A 13,133-nucleotide genomic window follows, 5' to 3' on the forward strand; every position below is an offset into this window, starting at 1 on the left:
TTGGTCTCCCAGAGGTGGTTCGGTTCGTTTGAACAGTTTCGAGCCGTTTCTTAGGTGGATTTTCCGCTTGGTTATGCCGCCACCGGGATTGGTTGCAACTTGATGTGATATGCCTGATCGGGCGTTTGCCCTTCCAGCGATGAATGCGGTCTCCTTGTGTTGTAGAAGGCCAGGTATCGGTCGATGCCCTGTCGGGCGGCTGACACGCTTTCATAGGCGTGCAGATAGACCTCCTCGTATTTGACGCTGCGCCAGAGCCGTTCGACAAACACGTTATCGCGCCAAGCGCCCTTGCCATCCATGCTGATCTGGATGTCGGCGTCCTTCAGCGCCTTGATGAAGTCAATGGACGTGAACTGTGATCCTTGGTCCGAGTTCATGATCTCCGGCTTGCCATATCTGCGCAGGGCATCATTCAAGGCCTCCAGACACGGCGCTGTTTCCAGCGTCACCGACAGCCGCCAGGCCAGAACCTTGCGGCTGAACCAGTCCAGAACGGCGACCAGATAGACGAACCCTCGGGCCATGGGAATGTAGGTAATATCCATGGCCCAGACCTGATTGGGCTGCGTCACGGCCAGCTTGCGCAGCAGGTAGGGATAGATCCTGTGACCGGGCGCAGGCTTGCTGGTGTTCGGTCTGCGATAGAGCGCCTCAATGCCCATCGTTTTCATGCAGGTTGCCACGTGCAGCCGCCCGGCCGTGAAGCCTTCCTGCCGCAGCAACCCTTTCATCATACGGCTGCCCGCGAACGGGTAGTCCATGTGCAACTCGTCAATTCTGCGCATAAGCTTGAGGTCCGCCGCACTGGTCGGGCGCGGCGCGTAATACAGGCTGCCCCGGCTGATCCCGAGAAGCCGGGCTTGCCGTGTCAGGCTCAGCCTGTGGTCCGGGCCCGTCATTTCCTTGCGCTCGGCAACAGACCGGCCTTGTCGAGCGCGCCCTCTAAAAAATCGTTTTCCAGCGCCAGCTGGCCAATCTTCGCGTGCAGGGACTTTACGTCGATCTGCGGCTCTTTCGCGGCCTTTGGCGTGTCATCGAAGACACCCGTTACGCCCTCAAGCAGCTGATCCTTCCACTGCTTGATCTGATTGGGATGCAGGTCGAACTGCGTCGCCAGCTCGCTCATCGTCCTGTCGCCCTTCAGCGCCGCCAATGCGACTTTCGCTTTGAAGGCAGGGCTGTGGTTCCGCCTGGGTCGTCTTGTCATCTTCGCTCCTTCGTCCCGGCAACGCTGCCGGATTGGGAGCAGAAAATCCACCTAACTCAACTGTCCAGATTTGTCGGGCCACCTCTCCCCCACATCGAACCAGCAAAGCACGAACAGGGCGCAGCCGAGGGTCAGGAACGCCAGGAAACTGGCGCGCCAGCCGAAGAGTTCATCCAGTACGCCACCGACCACCGGGCCCAGCATCGGCGCGATGGCCCAGGCCATGGCGAGATAGCCCATCAGGCTGGCGGCCTTGCCCGCGGCGGCGGTATCACTGATCGCGGCACGGGAGACCGCGAACCCGGCGATGATGGCCGCCTGCAGCATCCGGAAGCACAGGAAGGTCACGATATCGGTCGCCAGCAGACAGCCGAGCGACGCGACGCAGAAGATCGCCAGTCCACCCAGAATGACCGGACGCCGACCGTAGCGGTCGGAGGCCGGGCCGACGATCAGCAACAGCACCGCCGCCACCGCCGAATAGCCCGCGATGGCCAGGCTGACAGTCGCATAGTCGGTGTCGAGATCCCGCGCCATGTTCGGCAGTGAGGGCAGAAACAGGTTCAGGGATACGATCGACAGGCTGCTGAGCAGGATCAGGGTCAGCAGGCCTGGTGGCGTGCGCTGTGTGTCTCGCATCATTCAACCCTCTTCCCGCATTGCCGTTGCGGCCCGCTGCGGACAAGAAAAAGCGCCCCCGGCTGATGACGGAGGCGCATGGGAGTTTCCTGTCGGGTTCCGTTACCGGCCCGGGCGCCTTGCTCCCACCCCTGCCGTGTTCGACAGGTACATTGCTGATCCCATGTGTTCAGGCGCGGAAACCCTGCCCACGCCGAAGCGTCATGCTGTTGCCGACGCCGAATTTTGTCAAACCCGGAGCGGAGCGGCAGTGGCGCCTGCCCTACTCCGCCCCCTTGCGCTTGCGCGCACCGGCTGGTGGGGGGCTGCCCTTCCGGTGCTTCTTCACCTTGCGGGGCTTGTCACCCGGTCCATCTGGCCCGGCGGCACGGGACCTGAACGGTTTCTTGCCTGTCGGACGTGTCTGGGCCGCACCGTCGGGCGCTGGCCTGTCCGGGCTGTCGGCCCTGGGGGAACGGGGCTTGTAGGACTTCTTCGCGCGGGGCCTGTCGGCGCCATCCGGCGATCCACTTTCCAGGCGCCCCTCCCCGCGAACCTCGAACGACTTGCGGGGCTTGCCCTTGCCCGCATAGGGACGCTTCCGGTCGGGCGCGCGGTCAGGCCGTTCCTCCCGCAACTCCTCCGTCGCTTCGGGCGTCGGCCCCTCGCGATCATCGTCACCGTCATCACCAGAGTCCCGGCGCGATGCGTTCTTCCCCGCATAGGGGCGCTTCCGCTCGGGCGTACGGTCGGACTGTTCGTCCGGCGCTTCAGGTGTGCCTTCCAGGCGGGTCACGTTGATGTTCTTGTCGATGGTCCGGTTCGGACCGATGGCAGCGGTGAAGCTGTCGACACTGCCCGGTGCGATCTGCACATGGGTCTCGCCACCGTGAATGCGGATCGCCCCGACATCGCCCTGCGCAATATTGCCGGTGCGGTAGAGCATGGGCAGCAGCCAGCGCGGCTCCGCATTCTGCTTGCGCCCCACGGAGAGCGAGAACCAGGTACCGTCAGTGAAGTCGGCCTTCTCCCGGGATTTGCGATCACGCTTCTCCCCGCGCTCGGGCCGGGAATCATCCTGCAGTTCCTCCGGCGCGGACTGGCCGGAGCGGTAAAGACGGACAAAGGCGGCGGCGACCTGTTCGGCGGAATGCTGCGCCAGGATCTGATCCACGAATGCCTGCTCGGCTTCGGCCACCGGTTCCGTCAGCGTCTCGTCCTGCAGCAGGCGCTGGTCGTCACGCTCGGTGATCTCCGCCACCGAGGGCGGGTTGCCCCAGTTGGCTTCGATGCGCGCGCCCTGCAGCAGCCGCTCCGCCTTGAAGCGCTGATTGAAGGGAACGATCAGGACGCTGACACCCTTCCGCCCCGCGCGGCCCGTGCGGCCACTGCGGTGCAGCAGCGCCTGGCTGTTCTGCGGCAGGTCGGCGTGGATCACCAGTTCCAGGTCCGGCAGGTCCAGTCCGCGGGCCGCCACGTCCGTGGCGATGCAGACCCGCGCCCGCCCGTCACGCATGGCCTGCAGCGCGTGGGTGCGCTGCCCCTGGCTCAGTTCACCGGACAGCGCAACGACCGAGAAGCCCCGGTTGGTGAAACGGCTGGTCATGCGGTTGACGCTTTCCCGCGTCGCGCAGAAGACAATGGCGCTCTTTGCCTCGAAGTAGCGCAGCACATTGATGATCGCGTTCTCGCGGTCACTCGGCGCGACCTTCATGGCCCGGTATTCGATATCGACGTGCTGGCGCTGCTCGGCGGTCGTCGCCAAGCGGACCGCATCGCGCTGGAACCGCTTGGCCAGACTGACAATCATCTTCGGCACGGTGGCAGAGAACATCAGGGTCCGGCGGTCGTCCGGCGCGGCCCCCAGGATGAACTCCAGATCCTCCCGGAACCCGAGGTCGAGCATCTCGTCGGCCTCGTCGAGCACGACGGCCCGCATGCCGGTCATGTCCAGCGATCCACGCTCGATATGATCGCGCAGCCGACCCGGCGTGCCGACAACGATATGTGCCCCGCGCGACAGCGCCTGCCGCTCCGTCCGCATGTCCATGCCGCCGACGCAGGACGCGAAGGACGCGCCGGTCAGCTCATAGAGCCACTGCAGTTCGCGTTTCACCTGCAAGGCCAGTTCGCGCGTCGGGGCCACCACCAGCGCCAGCGGCCTCTCGGCACGGGAAAACCGGTCCTCCCCCGCCAGCAGGGTCGGCGCCAGCGCGATGCCGAAGGCAACCGTCTTGCCCGAGCCGGTCTGGGCCGAGACCAGCAGGTCGGAGTTCGCCAGTTCCGGGTCCAGCACATTCTGCTGAACCGGGGTCAGAGTTTCGTAGTTCTTGCGTGCCAGCGCTTCTGCAAGCGGCGGCACGACACCGTCAAAATGAGCCAACGTGATACTTTCGGTGCAGGTGTTCCAGGGTCCGATACGCAGTCAGTCACCGACCACCCCGGACATCGACGGCCGGGTTCATGCCCGGCGACAATCAGATCAAGCCAGCGTTGTAGCCATTGTGCAGCGCAACACAAGTGTTATGCCGTCAGGGTACTGTCGTGTGCCCCTGTGTCCCGCCGGTGAAGCACACAGGCAGACCTGCCTTGTGGCCGATGCCGGAAAGACGGCAGAATGCACCCGTCAGACCGCTTCCCGTCACGTGACACCCATTTCTGTCACCGAACGGGCGGCAATCGGCTTTGCGGGGAGGCAGCGCCATGCACGACATCATCATTCGCGGCGGCAACATATTCGATGGCACCGGTGGCAGTTCATTCACCGGCGATGTGGCCATCGACGGCGACCGCATCGTCGGCGTCGGCAAGGTTGACGGTCGCGCCCGGCGGGAGATCGATGCCGACGGCCTGATGGTCGCGCCGGGCTGGGTCGACATCCATACCCACTATGACGGTCAGGCGCTCTGGGACCCCTATCTGACGCCCTCGTCCTGGCATGGCTGCACCTCCGTCGTCATGGGCAATTGCGGCGTCGGATTCGCGCCCGTGCATCCGAATCAGGAGGACTGGCTGATCAGTCTGATGGAATCGGTGGAGGATATTCCGGGCGCGGCCCTGTCGGATGGCATCGACTGGTCATGGCAGAGCTTCCCCGGTTATCTCGACGCGCTGGAGGCGAAGCCGCGGGCCATCGACATCGGCACACAGGTGCCGCATTGCGCCGTCCGGGCCTTCGTCATGGGCGACCGCTGCATTGACGAGGAAACGGCCGGTGAAGACGATATCCGCAAGATGGCCGATATCGTGCAGGAGGGGCTGGAGGCCGGGGCGCTCGGCTTTTCCACATCGCGCACCATCTTCCACAAGACGCGGGAAGGTGAATATGTCCCCGGCACCTATGCCGGCGCGGCGGAGATGTTCGGCCTGGCGGCAGGGATGCAGCGTGCGGGACACGGGGTGCTGGAGATGGCCACCGACCTGACGCTGAAGGCCGGCAAGCCGGAACTCGACTGGATCCGTGATCTCTCCATCCGCTATGGCGTGCCTGTCAGCCTGCTGCTGTTCCAGAATGACGACGCACCGCGCAAGTATCGCGAACTGCTGCAGGAGATCGGACGCGCCAATGCTGAGGGCGGACAGGTCTATGCCCAGGTCTCCGGTCGCACGGCAGGCCTGTTGCTGTGCCTCGAGGGATCACTGCATCCCTTCCAGGGCAAGCCCAGCTTCCGTGCCCTGCTGGGCCTCTCGCGGGAGGAACGGATCGCCCGGATGAAGGACCCGGCGGTCCGGGAAGCCATCATCACCGAGGAGTCCGGTGGCAAGGGCGGCGAGATGGCGGAGTTCTTCCTGAAGGGCTGGCACAAGATGTTCCGGCTGGGCGATCCCCCGAACTACGAACCCGACCGGTCGGAATGCTTCGCCGAGCGGGCACGAACGGAGGGGCGCCGACCGGAAGACATCGCCTATGACACCCTGATGGAGTTCGATGGCAGGGGCCTGATCTACTTCCCCCTGCTGAACTATTCCGACTATGACTTCGCACCTGTGCGGGAGATGCTGACCGCACCGCACACGCATTTCAGCGGCTCTGACGGCGGCGCCCATTGCGGCGTGATCTGCGATGTCAGTCTGCCGACCTTCAACATGGCCTACTGGGGCCGCGACCGGAAGAAGGGCGGGCTGATGCCGCTGGAATGGCTGGTGCATCGCCAGACACAGAGCACCGCATCCCTGCACGGCCTGAATGACCGGGGCGTCATCGCCCCCGGATACCTGGCCGACATCAACCTGATCGACTTCGACCGCCTGGGCATCGATGCGCCACGCATGGCCTACGACCTGCCGACAGGCGCGCGGCGTCTGATCCAGCGGGCCACCGGCTATCAGATGACCATCAAGTCCGGCGTCCCGATCATGGAAAACGGGCAGGAAACGGGCGCAATGCCCGGCGGACTGATCCGGGGGCCGCAGTCGGTCTGACCGGCGAACCTACATCGGCCAGACCAGCAGGATCATCGGGATCGAGACGGCGACGACGATGATCTCCAGCGGCAGGCCCATGCGCCAGTAATCGCCGAAGGCATAGCCGCCGGGGCCGAGGATCAGCGTGTTGTTCTTGTGTCCGATGGGCGTCAGGAAAGCGCAGGAGGCGGCGACGGCGACAGCCATCAGGAACGGGTCCGGGCTGACGCCCAGGGATTCGGCCATCTGGATGCCGACCGGGGCCGCCACGATTGCTGTCGCGGTGTTGTTCAGCACATCCGACAGCGTCATGGTCACCACCATCAGCACCGTCAGCACCGCCCAGGCGGGCCAGCCCGCGGTCAGCCCGACCAGTCCATTCGCGATCAGCGCCGTGCCCCCGGCGCTGTCGAGCGCCGCCCCCAGCGGGATCATCGAGCCAAGCAGGACGACCACCGGCCATTCGACATGGTCATACAGGTTGGAAAGCGAGAGGATGCCGGTCAGCAGATAGATCACCACGACAATGCCCAGCGCCACCGGCAGATAGATCAGGCCAACCGAGGCGGCGGCCACCGCCGCACCGAAGACCGAGATCGCGAGCCAGACCTTGTCGGAGTCCGTGACCGCCAGCCCCCTGTCAGCCAGGGGCAGCACCCCCAGCCATTCGACGACATTGTCGCGCTCCCCCTCCGGCGTCAGCAGCAGCAGGATGTCGCCGGGGCGCACCATCGTCTGGCGGATTTCCTTCTCCACCCGGCGCCCCTCCCGCGAGAGCCCCAGCAGCACCGTGTTGTGCCGCCAGGCCAGACCCAGCCCCTGTGCGGTCTGTCCGGCAAAACGCGCCCCCTCCGGCACAACGACCTCGATCACCACCAGCCCCTCGCCCGCCGCACTCAGATGGTCCTTGTCCGAGCCATCGGTGAAATCCAGCGACAGGGTCGCGCGAAACTCGTCGAGTGATTCCGGCTGGGCCTCCAGCACGATGGCATCCCCGGCCTCCAGCGCCGTGTCCCGCTGCGTGCCATAGCGACGTCTGCCGTTGCGGATCAGGCCCAGAACCGCCACATCGTTCTTGTCTGCCGTGGCGTAGAGTTCGAACAGGCGCTTGCCGATCAGGTCCGATTTCTCGGGCACCGAGAGTTCGGCGATATAGTCCTTCTCGCTGAGGCGCGCGTCCGACAGCGCCCCCTCGCCCGTCTTCTTCGGGATGAAGCGCCAGCCGACCAGCGCCACGAACAGCAGCCCGACCAGGGCCGTGACGCCACCGACCGGGGCAAAGTCGAACATGCTGTATCCCTCGCCCAGCTGATCCTTCCGGATCGTGGCGATGACGATGTTCGGCGGTGTCCCGATCAGGGTGACCATGCCGCCCAGGATGGTGCAGAACGACAGCGGCATCAGGGACAGCCGCACCTGCCGCGCCGCCTTTCGCGCCGTCTGGATATCCACCGGCATCAGCAGCGCAAGCGCGGCCACATTGTTCATGAAGGCGGAGAGCACGCCGCCGATACCGCCCATGAAGGCAATATGCGCGCCCAGGCCCCGTTCGGGATCGACCAGGGTGCGGGTGATCAGGAAGACTGCACCGGACCTCACCAGCCCGGCGGAAACGATCAGCACCAGTGCCACCACCAGCGTCGCCGGATGACCGAACCCCGCGAAGGCTTCCCCCGCCGGAACAGCCCCCAGCACCACCGCGATCATCAGTGCCGAGAATGCCACCAGATCATAACGGAACCGCCCCCACAGCAGCATCCCGAAGACGCCGCCGAACAGGGCGAACAGGATCATCTGGTCAACGCTCATGCTCAGGCTCCCTCACGAACCGCATACCGATTCCATGGGCATGATGACACGGATGGGACACGGCTGCTGTCAGGCTGCTGTGGCGGGGACCTGTCAGCCTGCGCGCACCTCGGCGATGCCGTTGGACAGGACCGGCTTGCCGCGCGCGTCCACGGTATCCACCTCGATCCGCCCGTCGCCCAGGTCCCGGTGCCGGACCGTGATGGTCTCCCCCGGGATCACCATGCCGGTGAAGCGGCAGGCGAAGCGTTTCAGCCGTCGCGGATCACCGTCCGCATAGCGGCGGATGACACTGTCCATGGCCAGCGCCCAGGTGGCGGTACCATGCAGGATGATGTCAGGCAGGTCGGCGGCCAGTGCCACGATCCGCTCCGTATGGATCGGGTTCCAGATCGGCCCGCCCTCCGAATAGACATGCGGCAGGTAGCGCGGCACGGCGATTGCCTCGCTGGCAACGGATTCGCCGTCCAGCACCACAGACGGCAGCACTTCGCGTGTCGAGGTGCCCGCGTGATCGCAATCCAGCCGCCAGCCCCGGAACATGCCGCTGTTGTAGCTGGTGAAGACCGGCTGACCGTCACTGTCCACGGTGTCGTAGCGGCAGGTCATCAGGATCCCGGCACGGGTCTGCTTCAGGGTTTCCAGCACGCCGGTGGTCCTCAGCCGCTCCCCCATGCGGGGCGGCCGGTGGAAGATACTGTCCTGCTCCGCATGCACCCCGACGCTGCGGTACTGCGGCAGCGTGATGCCGAGGCATTCGGAAGTCGCGGCCCCGTCCGACAGCGGCCATTCCACCGCCGCGCACATGGCCGGCATCATCTCGACACCGCCTGGCCGCGCGTCATCCAGGTAGACCTCGTCACCCAGCAGCAGGCCCGAGGCATAGGCCAGCAACCGCCGCGGCGTCATCTCCGTCTCACACTCCCCCAGCACCTCACCCACGCGCGCACTGGAAATCGGCATCTTCGGCGCAGTCATCTGGCTTCCCTCCCCGGTTGCTCATCTGTCGCACGACTATAGCAAGCGTCCGGGCCGGGGCCATGGCACTGGCGCGGAGCAGCCCTGCGGCGGCGAGGCAGAATGTGATGAGGGAGGGCCCTGCGGCGGAGAATTGGCGCGCCCTGCAGGACTCGAACCTGCGACCCCAAGCTTAGAAGGCTCGTGCTCTATCCAGCTGAGCTAAGGGCGCGTCGGGGGTCAGGATAGCGGAAACCGGGCGGAAAGCGCAGTCCGCTGTCAGATCACCCGGTTGTAGGCGAAATTGTCGGCGTAGGCGCGCAGCTTCAGCTTGCGTTCGCGGGGTTCGTAAACACGGGCGTCGATGCCGTGCTTCTCGGCGTAGGCGACAGCCTGTTCCTTCGTGTCGAACTCCAGCCGGACCTGGGACTGGGTGTCGGCGATGCTGGTCCAACCCATCAGCGGGTCGGCATGTCTGGCCGCGTCGGCCCGGAATTCCAGGCGCCAGCGGCGGGTATTGGCCCTGCCGGACTGCATGGCGTTCTTGGCGGGACGATAGATGCGCGCGGACATGTCATCACCCTTCGGTCGTGGATGGTGTTCTGGGCGTAATGCCCCAAACGGATCGCTCTCGGTGGCCGGATGGTCGGGGCGATTGGATTCGAACCAACGACCACCGGTTCCCAAAACCGGTGCGCTACCAGACTGCGCTACGCCCCGATCCGGCACCATGCACGAGATAGCCGAGTGCCCCTGCCCCTGCAAGCATCTTGGCGCCGAACGCCGCTTTGGCCGCAGCGGATTCGGCGGCTGACCGTTCCACCCCTCTCCCCCTCCCGACCACCCATTCAGGATACTCCCGTGGGTGGTCGGGAGGGGGAGAGGGGTGGAACGGTCCACACACGATTCAGGGAACCAGTCGGCCGCAGAGACCTACCTACTTCCAGGCGAAGACCGGCTGTTCCAGATGCGCAACGCGGGTGTCGCGGCCATGCAGGGCGACTTCGCGGAACTGGTACAGCACCGCAGCGGTCGGCGCATGGATGTGGCGGTCCATGATCGGCAGCCGGATCACGGGGCGGTCACTCTCCGGGATATCGATGAACTGCGGCGAGTCCGGCCGGTCCAGATCGGTCAGCGGCACCAGATGCAGCGCCTGGACCTCCGCCGGGCTGAGGGTGAAGCTGGCCCCCGGTGCAGCCCAGGCGACAAAGGGCGTGATCGCGTAGCCGGAACGGGTGACATAGGCATCCAGCGGACCGAACAGGTCGTGTTCCGCGATGGTGATGCCGATCTCCTCCTCGATCTCCCGGCGGGCAGCGGTGGCGGCATCCTCCCCCGCATCGATCCGGCCCCCGGGCAAGGCCCACTGGCCCGCATGGTTGCGCATTTTCGACGCCCGCTGGGTCAGGACGAAGACCGGGGCACCGGCGTCATTCTCCGTCACGATGACGGTGACAGCCGCCTCCTTCAGGCGGGTACGTTCAGGGGGATGGCGCTCGAACGCGTCCAGGCGGTCACGCACGTGCTCCCGCAGGGCACCCGCCGCATGGGCGTCCTGCCAATGGTTCCGGTTCATCCGGGTCACGCCGGGTCGGCAGCGACGCGCACCATGCGCTTGCCCCGGTTCCTGCCGGCCAGCAGGCCGACCAGAGCCTCCGGCGCATTCTCCAGCCCCTCCACGATGTCCTCGACCACCTTGATCTGGCCGTTGGCGGCCCAGCCGCTCAGGTCGGCCACCGCCCTGGCGTCCTGATCGGCAAAGTCCATGACAATGAAGCCTTCCATCCGCAGCCGCTTGACCACCACAAGGCCCGGCAGGTTGCGCGGCCCCGTGGGCGCTGTGGCATTGTACTGGCTGACGGCACCGCAACAGACCACGCGGCCCTTCATGTTCATCTGGAACAGCACGGTCTCCAGGATCTCGCCGCCGACATTGTCAAAGTAGATATCGACCCCGTCCGGACAGGCCGCGCGCAGTTCCCGGAACAGGTTGCCGCCGCGATAGTCGATGGCGGCGTCGAAACCCAGTTCCTCGGTCAGCCAGGCGCATTTCTCCGCACCGCCCGCAATACCTACCGCGCGGCAGCCCAGCGCCTTGGCGATCTGGCCGACGAAGATGCCGACGGAACCGGCGGCGGCCGAGACCACCACCGTCTCCCCCGGCTTGGGCAGTCCGACATTGACCAGCCCGTGATAGGCCGTCTTGCCCGCAATGCCGAGCAGGGAGATGAGATGCGAGATCGGGCGATGATCGGGCAACTTCTCCAGCAGACTGCCCTTGCAGAGCACCTGCTCCGCCCAGCGTCCCTCCCCGCCGACCAGATCCCCCTCCGCGAAGGCCGGATCGGCGGAACGGATCACCTGCCCGATGATGTAGCCATGCATGATGTCCCCGGCCTTCACGGCCTCCCGATAGGTGGCGCCCTGCATCCAGGCACGATTGGCCGCATCGATGGAAATCAGGATGGTGCGGACCAGTACCTGCCCCTCGGCCACGTCCGGCGCCGGCCCCTCCTGAATGGCGAAATGCCCGGTGGTGAGTTCGCCTTTCGGCAATTCCTGGATGATGACCTGACGGTTCATGAAACCCCTCCCCCGGGCGTGATCTGAATGCCCGCCATTCTGCCTGCCGCGACCCCACTGGCAAGGGGGCATGCCGGATCAGGCGACTTCGGTTACATCGTCCGAGGTGGTCGGCCTGCATCTCGCGGCCGGAAAGACCAGCGCTGCCTCGGTGCCGACACCTGGTCGGCTGCTGAGCCGGACTTCCCCATCGTGCGCCTGCATCAGGGCCCGTGTCAGCGGCAGGCCGATGCCAAGTCCGTCGGTGCGCCTGTTCAGGTCGTCTTCCGCCTGGGCGAACGGGTCGAACAGCAGCTCGGCTTTCCTGTCGTCGAATCCACACCCCCTGTCGATGACGACGATCTGCACGCTGCCGTCGTCCGTCTTCAGCGCCTTGCAGGTGATCTCACTGCCGACCGGCGAGAATTTCGAGGCGTTGGAGATCAGGTTCGCCAGGCACTGCCTGATCTGGTTTGCATCAATGCGCAGAACCGGAACATCGTCCGCAACAATCTTGTTCAGGGTCTGGTGACGGGTCGAGAGCGTGCTCTCGATGCCTGCATGAACATCGTTGATCAGCTTCTCCGGCGGCACCTCTTCCTCCGTGATACGGATCATGCCGGATCCTGAGCGGGTGTAGTCGATCACACTTTCCACCAGCTGCATCAGATGCGTGCCGCTCTGAAAGATGCCTTCGACATAGCCACCGGCTCTGGCAGGTCTCACCTGTCCGATGACGCCGGAGAGCATCAATTCCGAAAAGCCGAGGATCGCATTCAACGGAGTCCTGAACTCGTGCCCCACAATGGCGAGGAAGCGGGACTTTGCCTCGAGCGCGGCAACTGCATCGTTCGCCAGCTTCTCGGAGCGCGCGTTCTCCAGCTTCAGCGACTGGATGGCGTGGTAGTTGCGGCGGACGAACAGTTCCTTGTTGTAGGCCGAGAACATCCCGATGATCGTGAAGGCGATCAGGATGCCGCAGAACGGGAGCATGGGGATCTCCCGACCGAATGGACTGCCGCCGAACGTGTAGATGGCCAGAGCCGCGATCAGCCCGAAGAGCAACGACAGCAGGATCGTTCCGGTAAGACGATTGCTCGGAAACTGTTGTGTGAAGATCATGATGACGCTCGCATTGAGCAGATAGAGATAGGCGACCGGCGTGTCAGCAGCGCGCAACTGGAGACACTCCACCAGCAAGACGAGTATCAGCAGGCCGAGGAAAGCCGGATTGCAGTATCGTTCCAGGCGCGGCCAGACAAAGGGCGCGAAGATCGTTGCAAAGGCTATCGGCAGACAGACGAACAGGTGGATGCCATTCAGCAACGGGCTGAAATCGTGATCGTACACGGCAAGCAGGACAGAGAAGATGATGTAATAGGCCGTTGATCCGGCGCGCCACCAGAACCCCAGTGATCGTGTCGCGCTGCGCCAGCTCGAACGGAAGCACCCCTCCAGTTCGGCATCACCGAAGCGCAGGGTTACGGCATCCATCACCGGATCCTTGCCACCCTTCCTGCCTTCTGCTGCGCTGACACCCATAGATAAGCCTTCCTTCGTCTGCCTAGCA

At 64.9% G+C, this 13,133-nt stretch carries 10 protein-coding genes and 2 tRNA genes; 1 reads left to right on the plus strand and 11 read right to left on the minus strand.

Features of this window, described 5'->3' with window-relative positions; all coding sequences use genetic code 11:
* Positions 1–71: 71 nt before the first annotated feature.
* From QGV54_RS09700 to QGV54_RS09710, 3 genes are all read right to left on the minus strand, one after another.
* A protein-coding gene (locus tag QGV54_RS09700; protein ID WP_281015974.1) for an IS3 family transposase occupies positions 72–1,210 on the minus strand; the annotation gives its coding sequence in 2 pieces (ribosomal slippage) (positions 72–946 and positions 946–1,210; 1,140 coding nt in all).
* Between the two features lie 51 nt (positions 1,211–1,261).
* Entirely contained in the window at positions 1,262–1,852 is a 591-nt protein-coding gene (locus QGV54_RS09705; RefSeq protein WP_281020144.1) for an MFS transporter, read from the minus strand.
* Positions 1,853–2,111: 259 nt separating this feature from the next.
* Positions 2,112–4,211 (minus strand): DEAD/DEAH box helicase, encoded by a 2,100-nt coding sequence (locus tag QGV54_RS09710; RefSeq protein WP_281017037.1) that lies wholly within the window; start codon positions 4,209–4,211, stop codon positions 2,112–2,114.
* A gap of 320 nt (positions 4,212–4,531) precedes the next feature.
* Between QGV54_RS09710 and QGV54_RS09715 the strand changes: the two genes are divergently transcribed.
* The gene (locus tag QGV54_RS09715) at positions 4,532–6,250 is read left to right on the plus strand and encodes a D-aminoacylase (RefSeq protein WP_281017036.1); all 1,719 of its coding nucleotides are present in this window, start codon (positions 4,532–4,534) and stop codon (positions 6,248–6,250) included.
* Between the two features lie 9 nt (positions 6,251–6,259).
* Here QGV54_RS09715 and QGV54_RS09720 read toward each other — a convergent pair whose 3' ends face one another.
* The 8 genes from QGV54_RS09720 to QGV54_RS09755 all read right to left on the minus strand — a co-directional run bounded on the left by QGV54_RS09720 (position 6,260) and on the right by QGV54_RS09755 (position 13,105).
* The gene (locus tag QGV54_RS09720) at positions 6,260–8,041 is read right to left on the minus strand and encodes an SLC13 family permease (protein ID WP_281017035.1); all 1,782 of its coding nucleotides are present in this window, start codon (positions 8,039–8,041) and stop codon (positions 6,260–6,262) included.
* A gap of 93 nt (positions 8,042–8,134) precedes the next feature.
* The gene (locus tag QGV54_RS09725; RefSeq protein WP_281017034.1) at positions 8,135–9,019 is read right to left on the minus strand and encodes a MaoC/PaaZ C-terminal domain-containing protein; all 885 of its coding nucleotides are present in this window, start codon (positions 9,017–9,019) and stop codon (positions 8,135–8,137) included.
* Positions 9,020–9,153: 134 nt separating this feature from the next.
* Positions 9,154–9,230, minus strand: a tRNA-Arg gene (locus QGV54_RS09730).
* A 47-nt stretch (positions 9,231–9,277) separates the two neighbouring features.
* Positions 9,278–9,571 carry an ETC complex I subunit gene (locus QGV54_RS09735; RefSeq protein ID WP_281017032.1) on the minus strand — a complete coding sequence of 98 codons (294 nt, stop codon included), beginning with the start codon at positions 9,569–9,571 and terminating at the stop codon, positions 9,278–9,280.
* A gap of 70 nt (positions 9,572–9,641) precedes the next feature.
* Positions 9,642–9,718, minus strand: a tRNA-Pro gene (locus tag QGV54_RS09740).
* Between the two features lie 217 nt (positions 9,719–9,935).
* A complete protein-coding gene (locus QGV54_RS09745; RefSeq protein ID WP_281017030.1) occupies positions 9,936–10,577 on the minus strand; it encodes a CoA pyrophosphatase in 642 nt (213 codons plus the stop codon).
* A 5-nt stretch (positions 10,578–10,582) separates the two neighbouring features.
* Positions 10,583–11,584: an NADP-dependent oxidoreductase gene (locus QGV54_RS09750; protein WP_281017029.1), complete on the minus strand. Its 1,002-nt coding sequence runs from the start codon at positions 11,582–11,584 to the stop codon at positions 10,583–10,585.
* 78 nt (positions 11,585–11,662) lie between these two features.
* Entirely contained in the window at positions 11,663–13,105 is a 1,443-nt protein-coding gene (locus tag QGV54_RS09755) for a HAMP domain-containing sensor histidine kinase (protein WP_281020145.1), read from the minus strand.
* Between the last annotated feature and the right edge of the window lie 28 nt (positions 13,106–13,133).

The sequence above is a fragment of the Minwuia sp. IMCC3060 genome, from assembly GCF_029909435.1.
Lineage (GTDB): Bacteria > Pseudomonadota > Alphaproteobacteria > Minwuiales > Minwuiaceae > Minwuia.